Here is a 25,335-nt window from a genome sequence, read left to right as displayed (position 1 = left end):
TCCTCTCAAGCGGTGCGAAGCACGCCTGCCAGTGTGGGCGGCAAGGCGTCGACGGCGGCGCGTTGGGCGCGGCGGTCGCTGTTCAAAGGGATGTCGTAAGTGATGCGTGCGCCATAGGCGCCGGGGGCGTGCGGGTCGAGTCGAACCTTGTCGAACACCAGCAGGCGCGTGCCGAGGCTGAAGCCTTCGGACAGGTCATGGGTGACCATGAACACCGTCAGTTGCGTCTCGCGCCACAGCTCCAGGAGCAAAGCGTGCATGTCCTTGCGGATGCCCGGGTCGAGCGCGCCGAAGGGTTCGTCGAGCAGCAGCACGCGGGGTTTCATGATCAGTGCCTGGGCGATGGCCAGCCGTTGTTGCATGCCGCCGGAGAGCTGCGCCGGGTATTTTTCCAGCGCGTGGCCGAGGCCGACTTTGTGCAGCAACACCGAAGCCTGCTCCCGGGCGTGTTTTTTCGCGCTGCCGAACAGCCGTCCGAGCAACGGCGAGCGCGGCAGTTCGAGGCCGAGGGCGACGTTGTCGAGCACCGTCAGGTGAGGGAACACCGAGTAGCGCTGGAACACCACGCCACGACTCGCATCCGGTTCACTGGCCAGGGCCTGGCCATCGAGCAGGATCTCGCCGCGACTGGCGCGCTCCTGGCCGAGCAACAGGCGCAGGAATGTCGATTTGCCGCAACCCGAGGCGCCGACCAGGGTGCAGAACTCCCCTTCATTGACGTTCAGGTTCAAGCCTTCGAGCACCACCTGATCGGCGTATTGCTGCCAGACGTTCTTGACGGTGATGAAGCTCATGCGCGCGCTCCTTCATACCAGGGGAAGGCGCGTTGGGTCAGGCGCTTGAGGCCCCAGTCCATCAGCCAGGCAAGCAGGGTGATCCACACCACGTAGGGCAGGATCACGTCCATGGCCAGGTAACGACGCACCAGGAAAATCCGGTAGCCGAGACCGTCGGTGGAGGCGATGGCTTCGGCCGCAATCAGGAACAACCACGCCGAGCCGAGCATCAGCCGCAGCGAGATCAGCAGGCGCGGCAGCAATTGAGGCAGGACCACGCGCAGCATCAGGGTCCAGGTCGAGGCGCCGAGCGTCTGGGCCTTGATCAGCAGTTCGACGGGAATTTCCCGTGCCCGTTGTTCCAGATCCCGCGCCAGGCACGGGGTGATGCCGATCACGATCAGCATCACCTTCGACAATTCCCCCAGCCCGAACACGATGAACAGAATCGGCAGGATCGCCAGCGGTGGCACCATCGACAGCACTGTCAGCAGCGGTGACAACGGTGCGCCAAACAGCGGCAGGGTGCCGGCGGCAATGCCCAGGCACAGCCCGGCCAACGCACTGATACCCAGGCCGATGGCCAACCGTTGCAGGCTCGACGCGGTGTCCTGCCACAGCAGGTATTCACCGGTGCGCGTGTCCGCCACGAAGGCCAGGCGCTTGACCGCGTCGGCCATTTGCACGGCGCTCGGCAGCAGCTTGTCGTTGGGGTTTTCCGTCAGCCGCTCGGCCGAGCCCATGAAGTAGGCAAACAGCACCAGGGCGAACGGCAGGATCACCAGCAACAGGCGACTCGGGCGGTCCGGGTGACGATTGATCAGGCGCATGGCCAGGTCCTCTTCTTACAGCTTGGCTTCGGCGGCCATTTGCACGTAGCTGGGGTCGAAACGCAGCTTGAGATTGCTCTTGTCGCCACTGGTCACGCCGTTGGCGAAGGCCATGCCGACCGCGCTGGTGTCCTTGGCCCCTTCACCCAGCAAGCCGTGCTGGAAAGAGAACTCGGCGACCCGGCGCATGGTTTCCGGCAATTGCTTGCTGGTGGCGAAGGCGAGGGCTTGCTGTGGAGTGGCGAACAGTTTGGTGGTGTCCAGTTGCGCCTGGAAACCTGCGAGGTCGGTGCCGGAGGCCTTGGCCATATGCTCGAGTGCGGCCTGGCCGGCGGCGTTCTTCGCGTTCATCAACTCGACCACTTCGAACCAGGCGCCGGTCAGGGCCTTGCCCAGGGCCGGGTTGTCCTTGAGGGTGGCGCTGTTGACCACCATCATGTCCATGATTTCGCCGGGGATCTGGCTGGAGTTGAACACTTCGGTCACGCCGGGTTTGGCCTTGATGTCCGAGAGCATCGGGTTCCAGGTGGTGACGGCGTTGACCTGTGCAGTGTTGAATGCGGCAGCGATGTCGGCGTCGGAGGTGTTGACCACTTTCAGGTCTTTCTCGGTGAGATCGACCGAGTCCAGCGCGCGGGCCAGCAAGTAGTGGGACACCGACAGCTCCACCAGGTTGACGTCCATGCCCTTGAGGTCGTTGACGGTCTTGCCCTCGCCCTTGAGGACGACGCCGTCGTTGCCGTTGGAGAAGTCGCTGACGATCAGCGCGGTGCTGTCGACGCCACCGGCGGCCGGGATGGTCAGCGCGTCCATGTTGGTCATGGTGCAACCATCGAACTGGCCGGCGGTGTATTGGTTGATGGATTCGACGTAATCGTTGAGCTGCACCACATCGATCTTGATGCCGTACTTCTTTGCCCATTTGTCGACGATGCCCTGGCTGCCTGCGTACTCCCAGGGCATCCAGCCGGCGTAGATGGTCCAGCACACGCTGAAGTGGTCTTTTTGTGCGGCTTGGGTCGAAACGCTCACGAAGGCTGCGAAGGCAGCGGCAAGCAGGGCGGGTAAACGAAGCTGGGGCATGGTGGTTCTCCAGTTGATCAAGGGCGGACAGGAGGCAATGCGGCACCGTTGACGGTGGCTTGTCTCCCGGGCTTTTGTCCCGCCGTGTAACCTCAACTGGAGGTCGCCAACTCTCGGACCAGCCACTCGCCTTGGCGAGCCGGAACCCTAGTCAGCCATTTGCAAATTGTGGTGCCGCGAACCTGTGATGACTCCTGCACGAGGTTGTTAAAGCGAGAGACGTGCCAAGTCGCTCCAGGCCCTCTGCGCTGGGGGATCGATGTGCGAGGGCAGGCCGCAGGTCGGCGTTGGTTGCGTCGTGATGGTGCACGAACGCACCGGTTTGCAGCATCGTCGGCCGCCGATCCGAAGGTCGCCGCAGGCCCGGCACTCGCTGATCAAAAAACAGTCAATACAGGTGTCAGCTGTTCCTGTATCGGCTGCAGGTCTTTCAGGAGGCCGCCATGTTTCGTCGACTGTTGCTGGGTGTCGTGCTCGGTGTCGGGCTGTCCGGCTGCTACTACTACGCCGGTTCGTACGACGTGTATTCCTCGCCTTATTACTCCCCGGGCTACGCGCCTTATTCCTACTACTATGGCCCGCGCTATTACTACGGCCCGCGTTTTTACGGTGGTTATCGCTACTACTATTGGGGAGGGCACGCGCCGCGTTATTACGGCGGTGGATATCGGGGAGGGCACCATTAACCAGCGCATGAATGGATGAAAAACCTTTCATCGGCGAGATGTTTCAACTTGTTGCAGGACCGCACCAGATTTCGGATTCGATGTCTGATCTTTCGACAGTCTCCTAATAATTGACTGTCGCTCGCCAGCGTCGCTGGTGTGGCTCACTCGCGGTCCAGGAGGCCGCCATGCACTGTCTAAAGCAGCTACGCCGAATTCTTCTGATCGCTGTCTCGGGGTTGACCATCGGTGCGTGCGTGCCCTACGCCGACGGGGGCAGCTATTACAGTTCCGAGGTCTATTCATCCCCGGCGCCGTACTATTCCGGTGGCGGGGCCTACTATTCAAACGGCGGCTACTACAGCTCGCAACGCCGCTACTACTCGCCACCGGCCCGGTATTACCAGCCCACTCCGCGCTACTACTACCAGCCGCGGGTTTATCAACCGGCACCGCGCTATTACCAGCCATCGCCACGGGGCGATTACCGGGCCCATCAGAATCGCGGCTGGGACAACCACAGCCGCAGCGGCTGGGATGGTCGCAACCGTGGCGGCTGGAACAACGATTACCGGGGAGGCCATGGCGGTCGCGATGGCCGGGGGGGACGGGGCGGCCATGATGGTCGTAGTGGGCATCGATAGTTCTCTATCAAACGTTTTGATGAAGCGGCGCATATGGCGCCGCTTTTTTACGCCTGGGTCATGGCCGGTGGTTGGGACACGTTCACAACCATCGTATTTCCTGAAAAACACGTCACCTTCTCCGTCTCCGCAGTCGTTCTCCGAACCCTCCTACATTTTTAAGCATCTGTCTTTGTTAGCGTTTGTGCATTCGTACTGATGTGAAACACGTCAGTTAACCAGGGTGCGAGAACCGTACGCGAGACAAGGCATGAAACTGCTCATCATTCATCAAAACTTTCCTGGTCAGTTTCGCCATGTAGCTGTGGCGGCATTAGCGCGCGGGAACGTTTCGGTTACTGCCGTGGGAAGAAATACTGCACCGGGCTTATCCGGGGTAAACATTCATAGATATCCTTCAGGTGCGAGAGCGCCAGGTTCTACCCATCCGTATTTGCGTCACTTTGAGGATGCGATAATTGATGGTCAGCAGGTGCTGGCGATTTTGAAAGTTTTGAAAAGCGGCGGGTATTTTCCGGATGTTATACTTGCTCATCCCGGATGGGGTGAGACTCTCTTCGTTAAAGATGTTTATCCTGATATTCCTCTGATCCATTTCTGTGAATATTATTACCATTCACAAGGTGCGGATGTGGGATTTGATTCAGAGTTCCCCAGTGCTCCAGCGACTTCTTCAAGGATTCGCGTGCTGAACTCCATGCATTTGTCGAATTTGGAACAATGTGATCTAGGAATTGCACCCACACAGTGGCAGCGCAGCCTATTTCCAATCCCCTATCATTCAAAAATCAAAGTTATTCATGAAGGCATTCGTTTACGGGAGACGAGCGCTGTAGCCGATACGCACGTGCAGTTGCCCAATGGGCATCGGCTGACGGCTGGTCAACCTGTTGTGACCTATGTTGCCAGGAATCTTGAACCCTATCGTGGCTTTCACAGCTTCATGCGGTCCATTCCCTATATCCAGGCGATTTGTCCGTCTGCCGAAATCGTCATCGTGGGAGGCGATGGAGTGAGTTATGGGAAATCGCCAGTTGGCTTAAAAAGTTGGCGCGCCAAGTTGACAGCGGAGGTTGGCTTCGATACTTCGAAGGTGCACTTCACAGGGCGCTTGCCCTATGAAGATTACAACGCCGTACTACAGCTATCAAAGGTTCACGTGTACCTGACGTACCCGTTCATTCTTTCTTGGTCATTGTTGGAAGCGATGGCTTGTGGGTGCCTAATTGTCGCTTCCGACACCGCTCCGGTTAAGGAAGTAGTTGTAGATGGCGAGAATGGATTATTGGTGGATTTTTTTGACCCTGAGGCGATCGCCAGTAAGGTATGTAGCGTACTAACGCGCTTGGGTGACTTCGGTTTGATGGCAAAGTCGGCGAAGTCTACAGCGCAGAAATTTGACGCTAGAGAGGGGGTGAAAGCGTATTTTGATATTTTTGAGCGTTTGCTGACCCGTTGAAGTTTACGCTTGATTATTTTGACAAGGAATTCGAAATGTACAGGGCGTTCAATAAGGGTTTTCGCTGGTGGGCAGGGAAACTTGTAAAGTTTGGTTTGATTGGCGCTTGTTGCTATTGGGTGGTGAGTTGTCATGTCGAAATGAAATACGTGGCGGAACTTAGGGAAGTCGAGCGCAAACAGTATGAAGCGTGTAGAAAGCAGTTAGCCGGAAAGACTCACATCCCTATTTTGGATGGCGGTTTTATAGATATCACCAAAGTGCCTGGGTTCTTTATAAGCAAAACACCCTACGGAGGTTGCAGGGCCCAACATATGGAGGGCGATTTCTGGTGGACCGGCACGGAACTTCGCCCCGCGAATGTAAAAATAACGGAAGAGCCTTTGCCTGCCTGGCGGCATTTTAATGTGATTGCGAGGTTGTACAAACCCACCATTTCGAACAAGCCATATGAAGTAGGGCGTCGAACAGTGGATTGGCCCGAAGAACTTGTTGTCAAATTGATAAATTACCCCGGCATGGAAATGTGGCTGAATAAAATTCCGCCGAGCGCTGAGAATGAATTTGCTGTCACCAGTTTCATCCTCAGTCAATGGCGTCGACGTGATGGTACGCCGCGAGTCATCTACTGTGATGGGTTGCGTTCACCATCTATTAAAAGACCGATAGGAGAACTGCGAGGGAAAATACTGCTGACTATGAATAAGTCTCAGCTTGAAAATCTGGATTTTGGTGATTCGCATGCTTACTGCACAATCGAATTCCATAATTTTGATTTCGCGGGAGGAGACGCACGTGTGTATTTTTGGGTGAGATCACTTCGGGTTGCACCCGTTGCGCTCAAGGCCATCAGCGAACACCTTTCTCGTTCTATAACTACAGGGAAGTAATAATGAGTTATGTATTCAGTGATGCGGAAAAAATTCTAATTTGCGAGGCGGCCGTCGCTTGCAAGGGGCTGATTTTCAATCCGGCTGACGGGTTTTATACGGCAGTAGCAGCAAAAGGATTTAATTGTGAGCCTCTTTATCAGGTACTGTCCGATTTGATCAGTGATAAGCTCTCGAAGCCTGATGCTCCCTATGTGACAATTCTGAAAAGTGCTAAATTGTGGCTGGATGTAGCAATAGACGCCAACGGCGGTATGGGTGCCTACTCGGCATTGATTCGTGCATATACCCTGCGTCAGGGGCGACTTCGCTTAGATGAAGATTTTAGTGAGGATCTGATGCAGAAGTCCTCCAATCAAGTAGCAGCTAATTTGGTGAACACTTTCATACACGGGTCACCCGATGGGAAGTTAGCGCCATGGACTGTCCCTTCAATAGATCAAATCGCATCCATAGATGCGAGCGCCATTGGAAAAGTGCTTTTTCCTGGCAAGCTCGGTGAGGAAGATACCGCATTAACTCGTAACGCAGGATGGTCCGGTACTGTAGGGTTCTGTCTGCTGGGAGGACGTCCGCCTTATGAGACATGGCGATTGATCTCGGCGGGTGACCCGGGCTCAGAAATCGAAGGTCAGCACGAGTTGGCACGAGTCAATACGGTGGATGATTTCAAGAATATTTTATTTGCCATCGATTCCTATTGTATTGCACTTCAAGCCGTCTTCGAAAATTTCGGTTCGCATGTATGGCTCCAACTACAGTGGGTTTGTTCACCGTCCAGAAGTTGGGGTTGCCGGGTGGGAATCCGAGTCCGGATCAGACGATACGGATATTGTCAGACTTCCGGAAGGAGTCGTCCTCGAGCAACTGCAATTGAGTTGGGGGGCTACGTTGGTTGAAACAGTCAACATAGAGTTGGACCCGCAGCCTAAACGTGAGAATTTTCGTCACCCACCCCGCGCGCAGATGCTGTACTCCACCCTCGATATCGCCTGGGGCACCGATCAAAAAGTTCGTATCGTATTACCGAATGCGAGTGACCCTGAGGGTTCTGGCATCGAAGTTATCAGGTTTTCCAATGGCACGGATGTTGGTTTGAATCAGCTTATCGCTGACAGCAGCCTGGATCCTGCGCCTGATTTTTATCGTCATGGCGTTCTGATCGACAAAGCCAATGAGGCTAGCTCTTTCCGGAATGGTCAGAAACTCCCTCTCGTTGGTGGCCAGGGCAATGACTCTCTGAGTGGCGCTGGAGAAATACGGGGTATGCAGGGGGATGATTCGCTCCAGGGTAGTGCTGGGGATGATGTCCTTTGGGGAGGCGCTGGCAACGACACGTTGATGGGGGGAACTGGAAATGATGTTTACAAGTACGACGGTCTGGGAAGAGATACGATCATTAACGCGTCGGGGGGGCATGATGGGATCGATTTCACGAGTTTTGACGCATCCATCCATCAACTGAAGTTCCACCGTGATAGCGATGATCTCGTCGTAGTAGTGAATTACGGGGCCTCTCCGAAGATACGTGTAATCGATCATTTTCTGGGAGGAGATGCGGCAATCAGTTTTATAAGAGTCCTGGGGCCACACGGGACGCCACAAGACTACACTGCTGATGAACTGCTTGAGCTTCTGCATCCATTGCCGCCGCTAAGGGACATGGAACATATATTTTTGTGCGATGACGAAGGCGTGCTGGAGGCCATCAAGGAAATCGCTGCATTTTATGAGGTAGAGTTGTAGTCATTATCGTTGATGAATGCCCGCGATATGCCTATTGACCAGGCTATCGCGGACAACGCCAAGGCCTCAGTACTCGGAAAGATCCGCCAACGGATGCCGCCCCTCCCAGGCTTTCTGGAAGTGCGCCTCGACCACCGCCTGCGGCACGTGGTTGATGTCCGACCAATGCCAGTGCGGTTTCTGGTCCTTGTCGATCAACCGTGCGCGTACCCCTTCGCTGAATTCCGGGTGACGGCAGCAATTGAGGCTCAGGGTGTATTCCATCTGGAACACCTGCGCCAGAGACAGGTGGCGAGCGCGGACGATTTGTTCCCACACCAGATGCGCGGTCAGTGGTGAGCCTTCACTCAGGGTGCGGGCGGCGCGGCTGAGCAGCAGGTCGCTGTTGTCGCGCTGCTGGCTGATGGCCTGCCAGGCGCAACGCACGTCGCTGACATCCAGCAGTTCGTCGATCTGCTGGCGTCGCGGCAGCCACTGGGCATCGGGCATCTGAGCGAGGGCTTCCTGTTGCAAGGCCTTGAGCAGGCTGTTGAGTTGCACCGGCGTCTGTTCCTGCCAGTTCAATTGCAGCAAGCCTTCGATCAAGGCCTGTTGCTGTTCATCGAGCAGGAAGCGGTCGGCCAGGTCCAGATCGAGCGCATCCCGGCCATTCATGTGCGCGCCGGTCAGGCCGAGAAACAGGCCGAGCTTGCCGGGCAGGCGCGACAGGAACCAGCTGGCGCCGACGTCCGGGTACAGACCAATGCTGATCTCGGGCATCGCCAGGCGGCTGCTGGGTGTGACAATGCGGATGCTGGCGCCCTGCAGCAGGCCCATGCCACCGCCCAGCACATAGCCATGGCCCCAACAGATCAGCGGTTTCGGGTACGTGTGCAGGTAGAAGTCCAGACGGTATTCCGCCGCGAAGAAGTTCGCCGCCAATGGCGGCACTTCGCCGGGGTGTGCGCGACACGCTTCCACCAGGCTGCGCACGTCGCCGCCGGCGCAAAAGGCCTTGGCCCCGTTGCCGCGCAACAGCACACAGACCACCTGTGGATCCTTGGCCCAGGCGTCGAGCCGATCGCGCAGGGCGTTGATCATCGGCAGGGACAGGGCGTTCAGGGACTTTTCGGCATCCAGGCTGGCGACTGCGATGCGGGCGCCGTCGGTGCCGATCAGTTCTTCGAAGTGCAGATTCATCGTGACCTCGATCGGGAATTTGAGCGTTCAGTATGATCGCTGTGTGGGAAAGTGCCGGATCTGCGTCAGATCAATTGACAAGCGTGATGGGCTTTCCTAGGGTTCGCCCCATTGTTTTTGCCGGGTGTAACCATGACTGCTGACGACCGTATCAAACTCGAACCGAGCTGGAAGGAGGCACTGCGTGCTGAGTTCGACCAGCCCTACATGGCAGAGTTGCGCAATTTCCTGCAACAGGAGCGTGCGGCCGGCAAGGAGATCTATCCACCGGGCCCGCTGATTTTCAACGCACTCAATTCCACGCCGCTGGACAAGGTCAAAGTGGTGATCCTCGGCCAGGATCCTTATCACGGTCCGGGCCAGGCCCATGGCCTGTGTTTCTCGGTGCAGCCGGGCGTGCCGGCGCCGCCGTCGCTGGTGAACATCTATAAAGAGTTGAAGCGTGACCTGAACATCGACATTCCCAATCACGGCTACCTGCAAAGCTGGGCCGACCAGGGCGTATTGATGCTCAACACCACCATGACGGTCGAACGTGCCAATGCCAACGCGCACAAGGACAAGGGCTGGCAGTTCTTCACCGACCGGATCATTGAAGTGGTCAGCCAGCAACAGCCACACCTGGTGTTCATGCTTTGGGGCTCCCATGCCCAGAGCAAACAGAAGCTGATCGATGCAACCAAGCACCTGGTGCTGACCTCGGTGCATCCGTCACCGCTGTCGGCTTATCGCGGCTTTCTCGGTTGCGGGCACTTCAGCCGGACCAACAAGTTCCTGGAGCAGCATGGCGAGACGCCGATCGAGTGGCGGTTGCCGCCGGTCTGAAGCGTTGACCGGGATGGCCCCTTCGCGAGCAGGCTCGCTTCCACAAGGAGCAAGCGTACCCTGCTCGCGAAAGGGGTGATTCGGCTTTCAGTCCGGGTTGCGATTCCAGTACTTGAACAACGGCTCGGCCAGAAACAGCACAAACAGCAGCCGCATCACCTGCATCGCCGTCACAAGCGGCACCGACAATTGCAGGGTTTCCGCCGTCAGGCTCATCTCCGCAATGCCGCCCGGCATCATGCCCAGGGTCAGAGAACGCAAATCCAGATGCGTCAGCGCACTCAAGCCCAATGCCGCCGCCGTGGCGATCAACATCGTCAGCACGGTGCCCATCAGGGTCCGTCCCATGAAGGAAGGCGCGCGCCGGAAAAACTGCCGGTTGAAATGACAGCCCAGGCCGCTGCCGATCAGCCACTGGCCCATCTGGCTGCCGCCGTTGGGCAGACTGATGTGCAGGTCCCAGGCAATGCTCACCGCTGCACTGACCAGCAAAGGCCCGAACAGCCATGGGTTGGGTTGACGAAGACGTTCCCACAGCCAGGCAGCCAGGGCACCTGCCGGAAACAGAAGGGCCAGCCAGCGCCAGTCGACGGCCGCCGGATGAAAGATCGGCGCGCCATCACCCAGCAGGTATTTGAAAGCGGCCGGCACGCACAGCACCACCACCAGCACCCGCAGGCTTTGCCCCGCCGCGACGTGGCTGAGGACCGCGCCATTGCGCGCGCCGAGGTTGACCATCTCGCCGGAGCCGCCTGGCATGCTGGAGAAAAAGGCGGTGGCGCGATCCTCGCCGGTGCGTCGCATCAACCAGACGCCGACCACGGCCGACAGGCTGGTGACCAACGCACCGAAGAAGATCAGGCCGAAGTGGCTCAGCACCTGCTCCATCACCACCGGGGTGAAATGCAGGCCGATGCCGATGCCGACAATCCACTGGCCGCACTTGCGGCCGCCAGGGATTTCCGCCAGTTGCCACGGTGTCAGGCAGCGCACCAGGATGATCGCCAGCAAAGAGCCGACCATCCAGGGCAGCGGCCAGCCAACCAGGCTGGCCAGGTAACCGCCCAGCGCGCCCACCAGCGGCGTCCCCCACCAGGCGTTGAACGGTGTTCGATCAGACATCGGCTACCGCGCGACGAGCGAGCGAACGTTTGCGCCAGATCCGCAGCAGCGGCAGCGACAGCATGAACACGGTCAGTACCCAGACGCCCAGGGTGATCGGGCTCGACCAGAGGATTTCCAGCGCGCCGTTGGAAATCGACAGGGCGCGGCGCAGGTTCTGCTCCATCAGGCCACCGAGGATGAACCCCAGCAACACCGGCGACAGCGGGAAATCCAACTTGCGCAGGATGTAACCGAAGATACCGATACCGACCATCAGGAACAGGTCGAAGGTGGTGGCATGCACCGCGTAGACACCGATCCCGGTGATGATCGCGATCACGGGCACCAGCGCCCAGTTCGGCACGGCAAGGATGCGGGTGAAGATGCGGATCATCGGGATGTTGAGGATCACCAGCATGATGTTGGCGATGAACAACGAGGCGATCAGGCCCCAGACGATGTCCGGTTGCTGCTGGAACAGCAGCGGGCCGGGGGTGATGTTGTACAGCGACAGGGCGCCGATCATCACGGCTGTGGTGCCCGAACCCGGAACGCCCAGGGTCAGCATCGGCACCAGCGCGCCGCACGCCGAAGCGCCGATGGCGGTTTCCGGTGCAGCCAGGCCACGCATGTCGCCCTGGCCGAAGGTGCCCTTGGCGCCGGCGATGCGCTTTTCGGTCATGTAGGCCACGGCGCTGGCGAGGGTCGCACCTGCACCCGGCAACACGCCCATGATGAAGCCGAACACGCCGCAGCGAATGTTCACCACGAACACCGCCGATGCTTCCTTGAGGTTGAACATCATGCGGCCGGTGGCTTTCACCGCTTCCTGGCCGCGATGGGTTTTTTCCAGCAGCAAAAGGATTTCGCTGATGGAGAACAGGCCCAGCACCAGCACCACGAATTGAATGCCGTCGGTCAGGTGAATGTTGTCCCCGGTAAAGCGGTACACGCCGCTGTTGGCATCAATGCCGACGGTCGACAGGAACAGGCCGATCAACGCCGCGATGAAGGTCTTCAGCGGACGATCGCCGGCCATGCCGCCGAGGCAGACAATCGCGAACACCATCAGGACGAAGTATTCCGCCGGGCCGAAGGCAATCGCCCATTTCGCCAGCAGCGGCGCGAACAGCACCATGCCGCAGGTGGCAATGAACGCGCCGATGAACGAACTCCACGCCGACAGCGACAACGCCACACCGGCCAGGCCTTTGCGGGCCATCGGGTAGCCATCGAGCGTGGTCATCACGGTGGATGCTTCGCCAGGAATGTTCAGCAGGATCGAGCTGATCCGGCCGCCGTACTCGCAACCCAGGTAAACCGCCGCCAGCAGGATCAGCGCCGACTCCGGTGGCAGTCCGAGGGCAAAGGCGATCGGGATCAGCAGCGCCACGCCGTTGATCGGGCCCAGGCCCGGCAACAGGCCGACGACGGTGCCGATCAGGGTGCCGGACAGTGCCGTCACCAGGTTGTAAGGGCTCAGCGCGACGCCGAAACCCTGGCCCAAATAGCCAAGCGTATCCATATCAGTTCTCCAGAACGTCGAGCAGGCCCAGGGGCAGCGGCACGTCCATCAACTTGTCGAACAACAGGTAGAGACCCACTGCCATCAGGGTGGTGACCACCACGCTGGGCAGCCAGCGACCGCCATACAGGCGTGCCATGGGGATGCCGATCAGCATGCTGCTGAGAATGAAACCCAGGGGCTCGAACAGCCCGGCGAAGATCAGCAGCAGCATGACGCAGAGGCCGATCTTGTTCAGGGTTTCACGGTCCAGCTGCGGGTCGTCCTCGCTGTGTACGATGGGCGTCGGACGGAACACCATGTACAGCAGCGCGCACCCCATCAGCCCGAGCATCAGCAAGGGAAAAGCCCTGGGGCCCACCGGTTCATAGGAGTAATCGGCCTGATAAGGCCACGCCATCAGTGCCAGGCCCAGGCAGGCCAGCAGCAACACTGAGGCAAAAATACGTTGTAAGAGCATGGCAAACTCCTGTGCCGCGACCCCGCCAGGCGGAGTCGCAGCCGCTAGACAGAGACGATCACTGAATCAGGCCGAACTCTTTGGCCAGCACCTTGTAGTCCGCGACCTGCTTCTTCACGTAGGTGTCCAGCTCCGGGCCGGTCATGGCGAACGGGAACAGTTCGCGCTGATCGCGCAACTTGGCGAACTCGTCGGAAGCCAGCAGCTTGTCGAACGCCTCTTTCCACCAGGCGTAATCTTCATCGCTGACCTTCGGCCCGAGGTAGAAGCCGCGAACCACCGGCCAGACAATGTCGTAGCCCTGTTCCTTGGCGGTCGGGATGTCTTTCATTTCCGGCTCGTCCAGGCGTTTTTCGGAGAACACCGCCAGCAGGCGCATGTCACCGCTCTGGATATGCGGCATGGAGTCGGAGATGTCGGTGCTGCCGACCTGGATGTGGCCGCCAAGCAGTGCCGTGGCGATTTCGCCGCCGCCTTCGAGGGCGACATAACGCAGGTCGCGCGGGTTGATCCCGGCGGCCTTGGCGATCAGCGCGGTCTGCATCCAGTCCTGGCTGCCGACGGTGCCGCCGGAACCGATGACCACGGAGCTCGGGTCTTTCTTCAATGCCTTGACCAGGTCGTCGAGGGTCTTGTACGGCGAGTCGCTTTTGACGGCGATGGCGCCGTAGCTGGTGCCGACAGCTGCCAGCCAGCGCACGGCATTCTCATCGAAGCGGCCGAACTTGCCCTGGGCCAGGTTCAGCAGCGAGCCGCTGGACCATGCCACCAGCGTCCCGGCATCGGCCGGCCGCTGGGCGACCACCGCGTTGTACGCCACGGCACCGACACCACCGGGCATGTAGGTCACGCGCATCGGTTTGGTCAGCAGTTTTTCATTGACCAGCGCGCTTTGCGCCAGTTTGCAGGTCAGGTCGAAACCGCCGCCAGGCGAAGCCGGGGCAATGCATTCCGGGCGTTTCGGCTCGGCCATCAGTTGGCCGGCAAACAGCATGCAGCTGGCGGCGAGGGCGAAACGGCGCAGTGATCGGTTCATGGTTTTCTCCACGGGAGTTGTTGTTTTTGGGGATGTTTCAGGTGCGACGGTTTCGCGTTGCGCAGCCGCAAAGGGCGCTGACACGCGTCATCGAATCGAACGGGAGAGAAGGGAGCGGCGGACAAGCCTGGGGCTGTGTGGACAGCATGGCGCAGTACCTCGGTTATTGTTCTTATTGGCGAAAACGCTTCGTGGCGTTTTTCGGGCGCTACATTCAACGCAGGTGTAACGGTTGGAATGGGCAGGTTGAAACATTCCGTAACTTGACTCTAACCAGCGAACCTTTCGCTAACCTTTCAACAAACCTTCAGCAACCTTTTGCGTGGGTTTTCACGCTTTTCAGGCTTCACAGCGACGGATGCAGCGGTAAACTCCGCGCCAAACAATGGCGTCGACCATCCCTGAACGAGGAAAAAATCCATGCGTGTTCTGCTCGTCGAGGACCATCTGCAGCTCGCCGAAAGTGTCGCCCAGGCACTCAAGAGCACCGGCCTGACCGTGGATGTGCTGCATGACGGCGTGGCCGCCGACCTGGCCTTGAGCAGCGAGGAGTACGCCATGGCGATCCTCGATGTCGGCTTGCCGCGCATGGATGGTTTCGAAGTGCTGGCGCGCCTGCGAACCCGTGGCAAGAACCTGCCGGTGCTGATGCTGACCGCCCGCAGCGACGTCAAGGACCGCGTCCATGGCCTGAACCTTGGCGCTGACGACTACCTGGCCAAGCCGTTCGAACTCACCGAACTGGAGGCCCGGGTCAAGGCGTTGTTGCGCCGCAGCGTGCTCGGTGGCGAACGCCAGCAGACCTGCGGCGTGCTGGCTTACGATCTGGACACCCGGCGTTTCACCCTCAACGACGAACTGCTCACCCTGACCTCCCGCGAACAGGCGGTGCTCGAAGCGCTGATCGCCCGCCCCGGCCGGGTGATGAGCAAGGAGCAACTCGCTTCCCAGGTCTTCGGCCTGGACGAGGAAGCCAGCCCTGACGCCATCGAGATCTACGTCCATCGCTTGCGCAAGAAGCTCGACGGGCACCCGGTGGCCATCGTGACCTTCCGCGGGCTCGGCTACCTGCTGGAAAGCCGCGATGCATAAGCCCAGCAGTCTGCGCTGGCGGTTGCTGTGGAACCTCGCGCTGTTGCTGGTGGTGTTGATGCTGGCCAGTGGTTTGAGCGCCTACTGGAACGGGCGCGAAGCTGCCGACACGGCCTACGACCGGACCTTGCTGGCGTCCGCCCGAACCATCGCCGCCGGCGTGTCGTCACGCGATGGCAGCCTCAGTGCCGACGTGCCTTACGTGGCCCTCGATACGTTTGCCTATGACAGCGCCGGGCGGATTTTTTACCTGGTCAACGACATCGACCAGAAGCTGATTTCCGGTTACGAGAACCTGCCGCCACCACCGCCAGGCACGCCGCGCACCGACGACTATCCGGCGCTGGCGCGGTTCTACAACGCCACGTACCAGGGCCAGAACGTGCGGGTGGTCAGCCTGCTCAAGCCCGTCAGCGAGCCGAACATGAACGGCATGGCGGAAATCCGCGTCGCGGAAACCGATGAAGCGCGCGTCAGCATGGCCCGCAGTCTGGCCGCCGACACCCTGTTGCGCCTGGGAATGTTGGCGATCGGTGCGTTGCTGATGGTGTGGTTTGCTGTCAGTGCCGCATTGCGTCCGCTGGAACGTCTGCGCACGGCGGTCGAGGAGCGGCAGCCCGACGACCTGCGGCCGCTGCCGTTGGTGGAAGTGCAGCATGAACTGTGGCCGCTGGTGCGGGCGCTCAATCACTTTACCGAGCGTCTGCGCGGACAGTTCGAGCGCCAGGCGCAGTTCATCGCCGATGCGGCCCATGAACTGCGCACGCCTTTGGCGGCGCTCAAGGCGCGTCTGGAGTTGGGCCTGCGTTCGAGCGAGCCCGAGACCTGGCGCAACACCCTGGACACCGCGGCACAGGGCACAGACCGCCTGACCCACCTGGCCAACCAGTTGCTGTCGCTGGCGCGGGTCGAGAACGGTGCCCGGGCGATCGCCGAAGGTGGCGCGCAGTTGCTGGACCTGAGCCAGTTGGCCCGTGAACTGGGCATGGCCATGGCGCCGCTGGCCCATGCCCGTGGCGTCGCCCTGGCGCTGGAAGCGGACGAGCCGGTATGGCTGCGCGGTGAGCCGACGCTGTTGAACGAGCTCTTGAGCAACCTGGTGGATAACGCGCTGGCTCACACGCCACCCGGTGGCAATGTCATCCTGCGGGTCTCGGCGCCGGCGGTGCTGGAGGTCGAGGACGATGGGCCGGGGATCCCGCTGGAAGAGCGCGACCGCGTATTCGAACGCTTTTACCGGCGCAACCAGCAAGTCGCCGGCTCCGGTTTGGGCCTGGCAATTGTTGGAGAGATCTGCCGTGCGCACCTGGCGCAGATCAGCCTGCATGATGGCGAACACGCGGGGTTGAAGGTGCGGGTGAGTTTTATTGCCGGGTAGACCCACCGCGAGCCGGCTCGCTGCCACAGGGTTTCAGTGTTCTCTGCGGGAGCGAGCCGGCTCGCGATGGGGCGATGCGGTCTGTCAGTAGAACATCGACCGCGACTCTTCGAGATCGCTGCACATTGCCTTGTTTTCCGGGTCAATCCCCAGTCGTTTGAAGGCGGGCACGTTGAACGGGTCGATCCGGGCGATGGGGTGGTCGGTGTCCTTGTAGCAATACAGGCTGGCGACCTGCACCAGGTCGATGTAATCCACGTGTGCGGACTCACGCTTGAAGTCCAGGTACAGCCGCGGAACCTGTACCAGCATTTCCGGAAACTCCCAGACCTGCAGCAGTTTTTCGCCCAGTACCGGATGAATGTGGTCGATCACGTGGTTCAGGCTGACCGGATCCGACAGCAGCTCATAGTGGTCTTCGGCGTAGGTCAGGATCGGCAGCACGCCGATCTGGTGCACCAGCCCGCCGAGCGCCGCCTGGTCCGGCTTGAGTTGCGTGTAGCTGCGGCACAACGCGTAGCTGACCCCGGCGATCTCCAGGCTCTTGCGCCAGACATCGCGCATCTTTTTTTCCACCACCTCGGAACGTGCGTGGAAAATCTGCTCCATGACCAGGCCAATCGCCAGGTTACTGCTGTAATTGACACCCAGGCGAGTAATGGCCGTGTGCAAGTCAGTGACTTCCTGGGTCGCGCGCAGGAGCGGGCTGTTGACCACCTTGATCAATCGCGCGGACAGCGCAGTATCACGGCCGATCACCTTGCTCAGGTTACTGACACTGATTTCCGGGTCTTCAGCGGCCTTGCGAATTTGCATGGCCACTTCCGGCAACGTTGGCAGAACCAGGTCATCGTTATCGATGGCCTCAACCAAATCCTGTTGGATCTTATCCGCCAGCTCACTCATTTCTTTTCTCTAGGTGTTGCGACAAATGCTGCCGTCAGTGCTGGATTTCTCGATCGCGATCCAGCTCGTAGGGCAGGTCGAGCAACTGCAGGGCCGGCCCTTCGAGTGTGCCCAGGTGGACATCACCGCTTTGCGCTGCTTCAGCTTGCAGCACGGCCAGCAATTCGATGTTGTGCGCGGTGTGCGCGGCTATCACGACTTCACCGATGGAGCTGGCGTGGGTTGCGGAAAGCAGGGGGGTTCCAGGCTCCGGTAGCTGATCGCTCGCGAGGCTCAGGCGATACAGGCGACGCTTGAGTTTGCCCAGGTACTGCATGCGCGCGACGATTTCCTGGCCGGTGTAGCAACCCTTCTTGAAACTCACGCCACCGACGGCCTGCAGGTTGAGCATCTGTGGAATGAACAGTTCGCGGGTGCCCGCCATGACCTGGCCGATCCCTGCTCGGACCTGGCCCAGCAGCCATTGGTTCAGGTCGCCCTCGGCCAACAGGGCGGACAGCTTGCTTTTGACGGCGTCAGCCTGATCGGCGGGCACCCAGAGTTCGGCGCGGTCCGGCGACACGCGCACGGCGATCAATGGGTCATTGCGCACGACGCTGTCGGTGTCGGCCGGCAGTTCAAGGCCCAGGCTGAGCAGAGCGGCATCACCCTGCTCCAGACCGAAGCGTACCCAGGCGGCGCTTTCATCGGTCAGCTTGGACTTGGAGAACACCGCGTACTTCTTCAGGTCCGCCAGTTGCGGCTCCAGCAGCCCGCTGGCCATGGCCATGAGCACGCCATCCCCTTGCAGCAGGATGCGGAAGCTCGATTGCATCCGGCCTTTCTGCGTGCAGCGCGCACCCAGGCTGGCCCGGGTGTCGCTCAGGTAATTGAGGTTGCAGGTCAGCTGGCCTTGCAGGTATTTGGCGGCATCCACGCCGCGGACCGCGAGAACGCCTTCGTGAGAGAGGGTGCAGAAAAAAGCAGAATCGGCCATGGGATATCGCAGGGTGAAAAGTCTGGGGGACATCATAAGGGGGCGCCCATGAAATGGGTAGTTCGCAAAAGGTCGGTAGTGACCGACCAAAGCCGACTGTTCGACGCAGTCCGGGGCTGTATACTTGCCGCCTATTTGAGGAGGGCTCCATGGTCGAAGATGTTGAACTGAATCGCCTCTACTGGCACAGCCGTCGTGGCATGCTCGAGCTTGACGTGCTGCTGGTGCCGTTCGTGAAAGAGGTTTACCCGCACCTCAACGAGGTTGATCGTGCCTGCTATGTCCGTTTGCTCGAATGCGAGGATCAGGACATGTTCGGCTGGTTCATGGAGCGCGCCGAATCCGAAGATCCGGAGCTGCAGCGCATGGTTCGCATGATCCTGGATCGTGTCCAGCCCAAGTAATGCCTTCGAATGCCGCTGGCATGCCTCACGGCAGTTGCTGGCGGCGTATCTGCTGGCCCAGCTGTTCGCGCTGGGTGCGCTGTGCCTTCTTGCCATACCGTTCTGGATCAGTCTGCCGGCCGCCGTGTGTTGTCTGGCGCAGGCTGCCTGGGTGTTGCCACGACAGATCCTGCTGACACACCCTCAGGCGTTTCGCGGCTTGCGTCGCGATGCGGATGGCTGGCAGGTCTGGAATCAGGCGCACGGCTGGCAGGCCGTTCAACTGCGCCGGGACAGCCTGGCCCTGCCGTTGATCGTGGTGCTGCGTTTTCGCCTGCGCGGCGAGCGACGAGTCCGCGCGATTTGCGTGCCACGGGACTCGCAGGCGCCGGACATGCACCGACGCCTGCGGGTCAGGCTCAGGTTCAGCCGGCGTAGGTGGGCGGCACCAGAATAGTGTCCAGTGCCACGGGCAGCATGTCCGGGTAGTCGAGGGTGTAATGCAGGCCGCGACTCTCCTTGCGTTCCATGGCTGACTGGATCATCAACTCGGCGACCTGGGCCAGGTTACGCAGTTCGATCAGGTCCCGACTGACCTTGTAGTTGCTGTAGAACTCGTCGATCTCATCCAGCAACAGCTGCACGCGGTGCTGGGCCCGCTGCAGGCGCTTGTTGGTGCGCACGATGCCGACGTAGTCCCACATGAACCGCCGCAGCTCATCCCAGTTGTGCGCGATGATCACGTCCTCATCCGAATCGGTTACCTGGCTGGCGTCCCAGACGGGCAGGGCGACGGGCATTGACACCTGCGGCAGTTGTTCAAGAATGTCCGTCGCTGCCGAACGCGCATAGACGAAGCACTCCAGCAGCGAGTTGCTGGCCATGCGGTTGGCACCGTGCAGACCGGTGAAACTGGTTTCGCCAATTGCATACAGCCCGGGCACGTCGGTGCGCCCTTGCTGGTCGACCATCACGCCGCCGCAGGTGTAGTGCGCTGCGGGAACCACCGGGATCGGCTGCCGGGTGATGTCGATGGAGAACTCGAGGCAGCGTTCGTACACGGTCGGGAAGTGCGACTTGATGAACGCTTCCGGCTTGTGGCTGATGTCCAGGTAGACACAATCGATGCCCAGCCGCTTCATTTCATGGTCGATCGCCCGGGCGACGATGTCCCGTGGTGCCAGTTCGGCACGTGGGTCGAAACGCTGCATGAAGCGTTCGCCGTTGGGCAACTTAAGGTGCGCGCCTTCGCCGCGCAGGGCTTCGGTGACCAGGAAGCTCTTGGCCTGCGGGTGATACAGGCAGGTCGGGTGGAACTGGTTGAATTCCAGGTTCGCCACCCGGCAGCCCGAGCGCCAGGCCATGGCGATGCCATCGCCACAGGCACCGTCGGGGTTGCTGGTATAGAGGTAGACCTTGGCCGCGCCCCCGGAGGCAAGAATCACGAAACGCGCCCCGTAGGTGTCGACTTCGCCGGTGCCACGGTTCAGTACGTAGGCACCAAGGCAGCGATCACCCTCAAGGCCCAGGCGTTTTTCGGTGATCAGGTCGACCGCGACCCGCTGTTCGAGCAGTTCGATGTTCGGTCGTTGCCTGGCTTTGTCGAGCAGCGTCCTGAAAATTGCCGCCCCCGTGGCGTCGGCCGCGTGAATGATGCGCCGGTGGCTGTGACCGCCTTCGCGGGTCAGGTGAAACTCGAAACCGCCGTCCTCGGTGCCGGATTGTTCATCGCGGGTAAAGGGGACACCCTGGTCGATCAGCCATTGAATCGCCTCCCTGCTGTGCTCGACGGTAAAGCGCACGGCGTCTTCGTGGCACAGGCCGCCGCCTGCGTTGAGCGTGTCATCGACATGGGATTCGACGGTGTCGGTGTCATCCAGAACAGCGGCGACGCCGCCCTGGGCCCAGAAGGTCGAGCCATTGGCGAGGTCGCCTTTGCTCAATACGGCAATGCGCAAATGATCGGGCAAGGTCAGCGCAAGGCTTAAACCGGCAGCACCGCTGCCAATGACCAGAACATCGTGTTGAAACTGTTGGCTCATTTCAGGATTCCGCTCAAAACGACCCGGGTCGGGGGTGGTACCGGACGTGTACAACGGCGAGTCGGGCGACCACACAGCCCACTAGTATATAGAGGGGGGGATCGGCACAATAGCCGGGCAGTTATGGCATTGTGAAACTACAGTGACAGGATGGAGCTGACGCTTCGTCGGATGTTTTTTCGGCCGGTTAGGCGACAAAGCGACTGTATCGTGGATTTAACAGATTTTTTCCATTCAAGGTCGCACAATGTCAGCGTTGCACTGTTACAAATATTTGGAACTTTTGCCAAAGGCCCAAGATCAATAGACCGTTGCCTGAATCAAGGGACAGCGTCGGTGCCAGTGCGGGATTGCGTTTCGATCCTGACTGTCGAGGCCGATGACAAGATAATTCGCGCAGCCGGGGTCATCCCGAGCTGCGCTTTTCGTGCGTGCCAAAACGGTGCCCGCAGGAAACTTGCTTGGAGGGGAGAACTTTTGCGAAAAGCCCGAGTCTATGTTTGCAAGTCTGGTCGTTTAGTTATGCAAGCTTCCTCCGAGCTTATCGAGGAGAGTTCATGCTAACCCAGGAAGAGGATCAGCAGCTGGTCGAACGCGTTCAGCGCGGCGACAAGCGAGCTTTTGATCTGCTAGTGCTGAAATACCAGCACAAAATTCTCGGGTTGATCGTGCGGTTCGTGCACGACACCCATGAAGCCCAGGATGTGGCACAGGAAGCCTTTATCAAGGCGTACCGTGCACTTGGAAATTTTCGCGGAGACAGCGCGTTTTACACGTGGCTTTACCGCATCGCCATCAACACGGCGAAGAACTACCTGGTTTCACGCGGCCGCCGGCCGCCGGATAGCGATGTCAGTTCCGAGGATGCAGAGTTCTACGATGGCGATCATGGCCTCAAGGATCTCGAGTCGCCAGAACGGGCTTTGCTGCGGGATGAGATCGAAGGCACCGTCCATCGGACCATTCAGCAACTGCCAGAAGATTTGCGTACGGCGTTAACTTTACGTGAATTCGATGGTCTGAGTTACGAGGATATTGCGAGCGTCATGCAATGTCCGGTGGGTACCGTGCGCTCCCGGATCTTCCGCGCTCGGGAGGCCATCGATAAAGCCCTGCAGCCGTTGTTGCAGGAAAACTAAAGACAGCGGCGATAGCCAAGAGAGGAACGCCATGAGTCGTGAAGCCCTGCAGGAATCGCTGTCCGCAGTGATGGATAACGAAGCGGACGAATTGGAATTGCGTCGGGTATTGAATGCCATCGACGATGTTGAAACCCGTGAAACCTGGGCTCGTTATCAGATCGCTCGGGCAGCGATGCACAAGGATCTGCTGCTTCCACGCCTGGATATCGCCGCGGCAGTTTCCGCTGCACTGGCTGACGAAGCCGTACCGGCAAAAGCTTCTCGTGGTCCATGGCGCAGCCTGGGTCGACTGGCGGTTGCAGCGTCGGTCACCGTTGCCGTACTCGCCGGTGTTCGCCTGTACAACCAGGACGAAATCGCCGGTGTCGAACTGGCCCAGCAATCCACTCAGCCGGGTCTGACCGTTCCTCAGGTCAAGGGTCCAGCCGTATTGGCAGGCTATAGTGAGAGTTCGGAAGCCACTGGCCCAATGGCCAACGGCGTATTGCAAGGACAACCAGGCTGGCACGATCAGCGTTTGCCAGGTTACTTGCGCCAACATGCTCAACAGGCTGCAATGAAAGGAACTGAGAGCGCGCTTCCTTACGCTCGTGCGGCAAGCCTGGAAAACCGTTAAGGAGGATCATGCGCGCCATACCTCTACTTTCGCTTCTGCTCGGTGGCTGGTTCATTGTTCCAGCCCACGCCGATGAAGCCCAGGATTGGTTGACCCGTCTTGGCCAGGCCGAGCAACAGCAAAGCTTTCACGGTACTTTCGTTTACGAGCGCAACGGTAGTTTTTCTACCCACAACATCTGGCACCGCGTCCAGGATGGCAAGGTCCGCGAGCGTATCCTCCAGCTCGATGGCTCTGCCCAGGAAGTCGTGCGCATTGACGGGCATACTCAATGCGTCAGCGGCATCCTGATTGCGGGGCTTGGGGATTCTCCCAACTCCGCGGCGCGTGCACTCGATCCTCTAAAGCTGAAAAACTGGTATGACCTCGCCATCATTGGCAAGTCGCGCGTGGCCGGGCGTCCGGCCGTGATCGTTTCCCTCAAGCCTCGCGATCAACACCGCTACGGTTTTGAACTGCACCTGGACAAGGACACCGGCTTGCCACTCAAGTCATTGTTGCTCAATGACAAGGGGCAGTTGCTGGAGCGTTTCCAGTTCACCCAGCTCGATACCTCTGGGATACCGTCCGACAATGAGTTGCAGGCGGGCCCGGATTGCAAGGCCGTGTCGCTCGACAGCGACAAGCCGTCAGCCGTCAAGGCCGCTCAGAACTGGCGCTCGGACTGGCTGCCAGCAGGTTTCGAACTGACCAGCAGCACATCGCACAAGGACCCGCAGACCAAGATCCAGGTCAGCAGCCTCATGTATGACGATGGTCTGGCGCGTTTCTCGGTATTCCTGGAGCCGTTGAACGGCGCACCTGTCACCGATGCCCGCACCCAGCTCGGTCCGACCGTCGCCGTTTCCCGACGCCTGACTACACCGGAAGGCGACATGATGGTCACCGTTGTCGGTGAAATTCCTGTAGGTACTGCTGAACGGATCGCGTTGTCCATGCGCACCAATGCCACTGCAACCCAGTAGTGAGCCCATGGCGAAATGTTTCGTGAGCATTTCAGTTTGCAAATACCCCTGAATTTTCTTATAGGTCAGAGCCCCTCGGCTCTGGCCTTGTTTGTTGTTCCCGGAACAAAAATACCGGCGTATCGTTCCCGGTGTTCCTTGATCCATATCGCTTAACCATGCTCGTTTTAACGGGAGCCGTATGTCGATACCACGCTTGAAATCTTATCTCTCCATATTTGCCACGGTACTGGTGCTCGGTCAGGCAGTTGCAGCTCAAGCCGTCGAGCTGCCTGACTTCACGCAACTGGTCGAGCAGGCCTCGCCTGCCGTCGTCAACATCAGTACCACGCAGAAACTGCCTGATCGTCGAGTCAGCGAGCAGATGCCGGATCTCGAAGGCTTGCCGCCGATGCTGCGCGAGTTCTTCGAGCGGGGCATGCCACAACAGCGCTCACCGCGCGGCGGTCGCCAGCGCGAAGCCCAATCCCTGGGATCGGGTTTCATCATCTCGTCCGACGGCTACATCCTCACCAACAACCATGTGATCGCCGATGCCGACGAAATTCTCGTTCGTCTCGCCGACCGCAGCGAGATGAAGGCCAAGCTGATCGGCACTGATCCACGTTCCGACGTGGCCTTGCTGAAAATCGAAGGCAAGGATCTGCCCGTCCTGAAGCTGGGCAAATCCCAGGACCTGAAGGCCGGCCAATGGGTCGTAGCCATCGGTTCGCCCTTCGGGTTCGACCATACCGTGACCCAAGGTATCGTCAGCGCGGTGGGCCGCAGCCTGCCGAACGAAAACTACGTGCCGTTCATCCAGACCGACGTGCCGATCAACCCGGGCAACTCCGGTGGTCCGCTGTTCAACCTGTCGGGTGAAGTGGTGGGGATCAACTCGCAGATCTACACCCGTTCCGGTGGCTTCATGGGCGTATCGTTCGCGATCCCGATCGACGTGGCCATGGATGTTTCCAACCAACTGAAAAGCGGTGGCAAGGTCAGCCGTGGCTGGTTGGGCGTGGTCATCCAGGAAGTGAACAAGGACCTGGCCGAGTCGTTCGGTCTCGACAAGCCGGCGGGTGCGCTGGTGGCACAGATCCAGGATGACGGTCCGGCGGCCAAGGGCGGTTTGCAGGTCGGCGATGTGATCCTGAGCATGAACGGTCAACCGATCGTCATGTCGGCGGATCTGCCGCATCTGGTCGGTGCGTTGAAGGCCGGTTCCAAGGCCAAGCTGGAAGTGATTCGCGAAGGCCAGCGCAAGAACGTCGAGCTGACGGTCGGCGCTATCCCGGATGAAGGCGACGAGCAGGCTACCCTGGCCAAATCCAACACCGAGCGCAGCAGCAATCGCCTGGGTGTGTCGGTGGCCGAGCTGACCGACGAACAGAAAAAGACCTACGACCTCAAAGGCGGCGTGGTGATCAAGGAAGTTCAGGACGGTCCTGCCTCCCTGATTGGCTTGCAGCCTGGCGACGTCATCACTCACCTCAACAACCAGGCGATTGGCTCCGCCAAGGAGTTCACCGATATCGCCAAGGCGTTGCCGAAGAACCGTTCGGTATCGATGCGGGTCTTGCGTCAGAATCGCGCCAGCTTCATCACCTTCAAGCTGGCTGAATAATCCGGTT

General features: G+C 59.7%; 26 protein-coding genes and 1 riboswitch. Of the genes, 15 read left to right on the top strand and 11 right to left on the bottom strand.

The window, feature by feature from the left end; translation table 11 throughout:
- Nucleotides 1-5 precede the first annotated feature (5 nt).
- From IB249_RS04825 to IB249_RS04815, 3 genes are read right to left on the bottom strand one after another with little or no spacing between them, the layout of a single operon-like run.
- Nucleotides 6-794, bottom strand: coding sequence for an ABC transporter ATP-binding protein (locus IB249_RS04825; RefSeq protein WP_192302352.1), 789 nt, complete (start codon nucleotides 792-794; stop codon nucleotides 6-8).
- Nucleotides 791-1,606 (bottom strand): ABC transporter permease, encoded by an 816-nt coding sequence (locus tag IB249_RS04820; RefSeq protein WP_192302351.1) that lies wholly within the window; start codon nucleotides 1,604-1,606, stop codon nucleotides 791-793. Before IB249_RS04820 ends, IB249_RS04825 begins: the two co-directional genes overlap by 4 nt.
- 15 nt (nucleotides 1,607-1,621) lie before the next feature.
- On the bottom strand, nucleotides 1,622-2,689 hold the full coding sequence (locus IB249_RS04815; RefSeq protein ID WP_192302350.1) for a putative urea ABC transporter substrate-binding protein: 1,068 nt from the start codon (nucleotides 2,687-2,689) through the stop codon (nucleotides 1,622-1,624).
- Nucleotides 2,690-2,750: 61 nt separating this feature from the next.
- Nucleotides 2,751-2,851, bottom strand: a riboswitch (guanidine-I (ykkC/yxkD leader).
- Between the two features lie 281 nt (nucleotides 2,852-3,132).
- Here IB249_RS04815 and IB249_RS04810 point away from each other — a divergent pair.
- From IB249_RS04810 to IB249_RS29990, 6 genes are all read left to right on the top strand, one after another.
- Entirely contained in the window at nucleotides 3,133-3,375 is a 243-nt protein-coding gene (locus IB249_RS04810; protein WP_192302349.1) for a hypothetical protein, read from the top strand.
- A 167-nt stretch (nucleotides 3,376-3,542) separates the two neighbouring features.
- Nucleotides 3,543-3,998, top strand: a complete 456-nt coding sequence (locus tag IB249_RS04805; RefSeq protein WP_192302348.1) for a hypothetical protein — start codon at nucleotides 3,543-3,545, stop codon at nucleotides 3,996-3,998.
- A 250-nt stretch (nucleotides 3,999-4,248) separates the two neighbouring features.
- On the top strand, nucleotides 4,249-5,457 hold the full coding sequence (locus IB249_RS04800; protein WP_192302347.1) for a glycosyltransferase family 4 protein: 1,209 nt from the start codon (nucleotides 4,249-4,251) through the stop codon (nucleotides 5,455-5,457).
- A gap of 35 nt (nucleotides 5,458-5,492) precedes the next feature.
- On the top strand, nucleotides 5,493-6,347 hold the full coding sequence (locus tag IB249_RS04795; RefSeq protein WP_192302346.1) for a hypothetical protein: 855 nt from the start codon (nucleotides 5,493-5,495) through the stop codon (nucleotides 6,345-6,347).
- 2 nt (nucleotides 6,348-6,349) lie between these two features.
- Nucleotides 6,350-7,246, top strand: a complete 897-nt coding sequence (locus IB249_RS29705) for a hypothetical protein (protein WP_225606812.1) — start codon at nucleotides 6,350-6,352, stop codon at nucleotides 7,244-7,246.
- Nucleotides 7,239-8,093 carry a hypothetical protein gene (locus IB249_RS29990; RefSeq protein ID WP_318653482.1) on the top strand — a complete coding sequence of 285 codons (855 nt, stop codon included), beginning with the start codon at nucleotides 7,239-7,241 and terminating at the stop codon, nucleotides 8,091-8,093. The genes IB249_RS29705 and IB249_RS29990 overlap by 8 nt, the downstream gene beginning before the upstream one ends.
- 66 nt (nucleotides 8,094-8,159) lie before the next feature.
- Here the strand turns inward: IB249_RS29990 and IB249_RS04785 are convergent, their stop codons facing one another.
- Complete coding sequence (locus tag IB249_RS04785; RefSeq protein ID WP_192302344.1) at nucleotides 8,160-9,272, bottom strand: enoyl-CoA hydratase/isomerase family protein; 1,113 nt, start codon at nucleotides 9,270-9,272, stop codon at nucleotides 8,160-8,162.
- Between the two features lie 132 nt (nucleotides 9,273-9,404).
- On the opposite strand from IB249_RS04785, the gene ung reads away from it, so the two are divergent.
- Complete coding sequence (ung, locus tag IB249_RS04780; protein WP_192302343.1) at nucleotides 9,405-10,097, top strand: uracil-DNA glycosylase; 693 nt, start codon at nucleotides 9,405-9,407, stop codon at nucleotides 10,095-10,097.
- An 87-nt stretch (nucleotides 10,098-10,184) separates the two neighbouring features.
- Here the strand turns inward: ung and IB249_RS04775 are convergent, their stop codons facing one another.
- Genes IB249_RS04775 through IB249_RS04760 form a run of 4 tightly spaced genes read right to left on the bottom strand, consistent with a single transcriptional unit; the run spans nucleotide 10,185 to nucleotide 14,222 of the window.
- Nucleotides 10,185-11,219 carry an AbrB family transcriptional regulator gene (locus IB249_RS04775; RefSeq protein ID WP_192302342.1) on the bottom strand — a complete coding sequence of 345 codons (1,035 nt, stop codon included), beginning with the start codon at nucleotides 11,217-11,219 and terminating at the stop codon, nucleotides 10,185-10,187.
- Nucleotides 11,212-12,726 carry a tripartite tricarboxylate transporter permease gene (locus IB249_RS04770; RefSeq protein WP_192302341.1) on the bottom strand — a complete coding sequence of 505 codons (1,515 nt, stop codon included), beginning with the start codon at nucleotides 12,724-12,726 and terminating at the stop codon, nucleotides 11,212-11,214. Before IB249_RS04770 ends, IB249_RS04775 begins: the two co-directional genes overlap by 8 nt.
- Nucleotide 12,727: 1 nt before the next feature.
- Nucleotides 12,728-13,186, bottom strand: coding sequence for a tripartite tricarboxylate transporter TctB family protein (locus IB249_RS04765; RefSeq protein ID WP_192302340.1), 459 nt, complete (start codon nucleotides 13,184-13,186; stop codon nucleotides 12,728-12,730).
- A 58-nt stretch (nucleotides 13,187-13,244) separates the two neighbouring features.
- Nucleotides 13,245-14,222 carry a Bug family tripartite tricarboxylate transporter substrate binding protein gene (locus IB249_RS04760; protein WP_192302339.1) on the bottom strand — a complete coding sequence of 326 codons (978 nt, stop codon included), beginning with the start codon at nucleotides 14,220-14,222 and terminating at the stop codon, nucleotides 13,245-13,247.
- 420 nt (nucleotides 14,223-14,642) lie between these two features.
- On the opposite strand from IB249_RS04760, the gene IB249_RS04755 reads away from it, so the two are divergent.
- On the top strand, nucleotides 14,643-15,314 hold the full coding sequence (locus IB249_RS04755; RefSeq protein ID WP_192302338.1) for a response regulator: 672 nt from the start codon (nucleotides 14,643-14,645) through the stop codon (nucleotides 15,312-15,314).
- Nucleotides 15,307-16,692, top strand: coding sequence for a sensor histidine kinase (locus IB249_RS04750; protein ID WP_192302337.1), 1,386 nt, complete (start codon nucleotides 15,307-15,309; stop codon nucleotides 16,690-16,692). Before IB249_RS04755 ends, IB249_RS04750 begins: the two co-directional genes overlap by 8 nt.
- A gap of 84 nt (nucleotides 16,693-16,776) precedes the next feature.
- Here the strand turns inward: IB249_RS04750 and IB249_RS04745 are convergent, their stop codons facing one another.
- Together IB249_RS04745 and IB249_RS04740 are read right to left on the bottom strand one after the other, a co-directional pair.
- Nucleotides 16,777-17,598 carry an HDOD domain-containing protein gene (locus tag IB249_RS04745; protein WP_192302336.1) on the bottom strand — a complete coding sequence of 274 codons (822 nt, stop codon included), beginning with the start codon at nucleotides 17,596-17,598 and terminating at the stop codon, nucleotides 16,777-16,779.
- A gap of 34 nt (nucleotides 17,599-17,632) precedes the next feature.
- Nucleotides 17,633-18,574 (bottom strand): YgfZ/GcvT domain-containing protein, encoded by a 942-nt coding sequence (locus IB249_RS04740; protein ID WP_192302335.1) that lies wholly within the window; start codon nucleotides 18,572-18,574, stop codon nucleotides 17,633-17,635.
- A 149-nt stretch (nucleotides 18,575-18,723) separates the two neighbouring features.
- On the opposite strand from IB249_RS04740, the gene IB249_RS04735 reads away from it, so the two are divergent.
- Together IB249_RS04735 and IB249_RS04730 are read left to right on the top strand one after the other, a co-directional pair.
- Nucleotides 18,724-18,978, top strand: coding sequence for a succinate dehydrogenase assembly factor 2 (locus IB249_RS04735; protein ID WP_007898624.1), 255 nt, complete (start codon nucleotides 18,724-18,726; stop codon nucleotides 18,976-18,978).
- The gene (locus tag IB249_RS04730) at nucleotides 18,962-19,414 is read left to right on the top strand and encodes a protein YgfX (RefSeq protein ID WP_192302334.1); all 453 of its coding nucleotides are present in this window, start codon (nucleotides 18,962-18,964) and stop codon (nucleotides 19,412-19,414) included. The genes IB249_RS04735 and IB249_RS04730 overlap by 17 nt, the downstream gene beginning before the upstream one ends.
- On the opposite strand, the gene nadB is transcribed toward IB249_RS04730, so the two are convergent.
- Nucleotides 19,383-20,999, bottom strand: a complete 1,617-nt coding sequence (gene nadB, locus IB249_RS04725; RefSeq protein ID WP_192302333.1) for an L-aspartate oxidase — start codon at nucleotides 20,997-20,999, stop codon at nucleotides 19,383-19,385. The genes IB249_RS04730 and nadB overlap by 32 nt on opposite strands.
- A 557-nt stretch (nucleotides 21,000-21,556) precedes the next feature.
- On the opposite strand from nadB, the gene rpoE reads away from it, so the two are divergent.
- The 4 genes from rpoE to IB249_RS04705 all read left to right on the top strand — a co-directional run bounded on the left by rpoE (nucleotide 21,557) and on the right by IB249_RS04705 (nucleotide 25,328).
- Nucleotides 21,557-22,138: an RNA polymerase sigma factor RpoE gene (gene rpoE, locus IB249_RS04720; protein WP_003172477.1), complete on the top strand. Its 582-nt coding sequence runs from the start codon at nucleotides 21,557-21,559 to the stop codon at nucleotides 22,136-22,138.
- Between the two features lie 31 nt (nucleotides 22,139-22,169).
- Nucleotides 22,170-22,757: a sigma-E factor negative regulatory protein gene (locus IB249_RS04715; protein WP_192302332.1), complete on the top strand. Its 588-nt coding sequence runs from the start codon at nucleotides 22,170-22,172 to the stop codon at nucleotides 22,755-22,757.
- Between the two features lie 8 nt (nucleotides 22,758-22,765).
- Nucleotides 22,766-23,722 carry a MucB/RseB C-terminal domain-containing protein gene (locus IB249_RS04710; protein WP_192302331.1) on the top strand — a complete coding sequence of 319 codons (957 nt, stop codon included), beginning with the start codon at nucleotides 22,766-22,768 and terminating at the stop codon, nucleotides 23,720-23,722.
- 181 nt (nucleotides 23,723-23,903) lie between these two features.
- Entirely contained in the window at nucleotides 23,904-25,328 is a 1,425-nt protein-coding gene (locus IB249_RS04705) for a DegQ family serine endoprotease (RefSeq protein ID WP_192302330.1), read from the top strand.
- Nucleotides 25,329-25,335 lie beyond the last annotated feature (7 nt).

Origin of the sequence: Pseudomonas sp. PDM04 (assembly GCF_014851765.1) — a bacterium.
Classification (GTDB): Bacteria; Pseudomonadota; Gammaproteobacteria; order Pseudomonadales; family Pseudomonadaceae; genus Aquipseudomonas.
This window is presented reverse-complemented; position numbering and strand designations above follow the sequence as displayed.

Excerpts from the sequence above, each read along its gene's own strand:
- IB249_RS04810 (WP_192302349.1), top strand. The coding sequence starts at position 3,133 with ATGTTTCGTCGACTGTTGCTGGGTGTCGTGCTCGGTGTCGGGCTGTCC.
- nadB (WP_192302333.1), bottom strand. The coding sequence starts at position 20,999 with ATGAGCCAACAGTTTCAACACGATGTTCTGGTCATTGGCAGCGGTGCT.
- ung (WP_192302343.1), top strand. The coding sequence starts at position 9,405 with ATGACTGCTGACGACCGTATCAAACTCGAACCGAGCTGGAAGGAGGCA.
- IB249_RS29705 (WP_225606812.1), top strand. The coding sequence starts at position 6,350 with ATGAGTTATGTATTCAGTGATGCGGAAAAAATTCTAATTTGCGAGGCG.
- IB249_RS04760 (WP_192302339.1), bottom strand. The coding sequence starts at position 14,222 with ATGAACCGATCACTGCGCCGTTTCGCCCTCGCCGCCAGCTGCATGCTG.
- IB249_RS04795 (WP_192302346.1), top strand. The coding sequence starts at position 5,493 with ATGTACAGGGCGTTCAATAAGGGTTTTCGCTGGTGGGCAGGGAAACTT.
- IB249_RS04805 (WP_192302348.1), top strand. The coding sequence starts at position 3,543 with ATGCACTGTCTAAAGCAGCTACGCCGAATTCTTCTGATCGCTGTCTCG.
- IB249_RS04710 (WP_192302331.1), top strand. The coding sequence starts at position 22,766 with ATGCGCGCCATACCTCTACTTTCGCTTCTGCTCGGTGGCTGGTTCATT.
- IB249_RS04800 (WP_192302347.1), top strand. The coding sequence starts at position 4,249 with ATGAAACTGCTCATCATTCATCAAAACTTTCCTGGTCAGTTTCGCCAT.
- IB249_RS04825 (WP_192302352.1), bottom strand. The coding sequence starts at position 794 with ATGAGCTTCATCACCGTCAAGAACGTCTGGCAGCAATACGCCGATCAG.
- IB249_RS04820 (WP_192302351.1), bottom strand. The coding sequence starts at position 1,606 with ATGCGCCTGATCAATCGTCACCCGGACCGCCCGAGTCGCCTGTTGCTG.
- IB249_RS04765 (WP_192302340.1), bottom strand. The coding sequence starts at position 13,186 with ATGCTCTTACAACGTATTTTTGCCTCAGTGTTGCTGCTGGCCTGCCTG.
- IB249_RS04770 (WP_192302341.1), bottom strand. The coding sequence starts at position 12,726 with ATGGATACGCTTGGCTATTTGGGCCAGGGTTTCGGCGTCGCGCTGAGC.
- IB249_RS04740 (WP_192302335.1), bottom strand. The coding sequence starts at position 18,574 with ATGGCCGATTCTGCTTTTTTCTGCACCCTCTCTCACGAAGGCGTTCTC.
- rpoE (WP_003172477.1), top strand. The coding sequence starts at position 21,557 with ATGCTAACCCAGGAAGAGGATCAGCAGCTGGTCGAACGCGTTCAGCGC.
- IB249_RS04755 (WP_192302338.1), top strand. The coding sequence starts at position 14,643 with ATGCGTGTTCTGCTCGTCGAGGACCATCTGCAGCTCGCCGAAAGTGTC.
- IB249_RS04775 (WP_192302342.1), bottom strand. The coding sequence starts at position 11,219 with ATGTCTGATCGAACACCGTTCAACGCCTGGTGGGGGACGCCGCTGGTG.
- IB249_RS04715 (WP_192302332.1), top strand. The coding sequence starts at position 22,170 with ATGAGTCGTGAAGCCCTGCAGGAATCGCTGTCCGCAGTGATGGATAAC.
- IB249_RS04745 (WP_192302336.1), bottom strand. The coding sequence starts at position 17,598 with ATGAGTGAGCTGGCGGATAAGATCCAACAGGATTTGGTTGAGGCCATC.
- IB249_RS04815 (WP_192302350.1), bottom strand. The coding sequence starts at position 2,689 with ATGCCCCAGCTTCGTTTACCCGCCCTGCTTGCCGCTGCCTTCGCAGCC.
- IB249_RS04750 (WP_192302337.1), top strand. The coding sequence starts at position 15,307 with ATGCATAAGCCCAGCAGTCTGCGCTGGCGGTTGCTGTGGAACCTCGCG.
- IB249_RS04705 (WP_192302330.1), top strand. The coding sequence starts at position 23,904 with ATGTCGATACCACGCTTGAAATCTTATCTCTCCATATTTGCCACGGTA.
- IB249_RS04785 (WP_192302344.1), bottom strand. The coding sequence starts at position 9,272 with ATGAATCTGCACTTCGAAGAACTGATCGGCACCGACGGCGCCCGCATC.
- IB249_RS04735 (WP_007898624.1), top strand. The coding sequence starts at position 18,724 with ATGGTCGAAGATGTTGAACTGAATCGCCTCTACTGGCACAGCCGTCGT.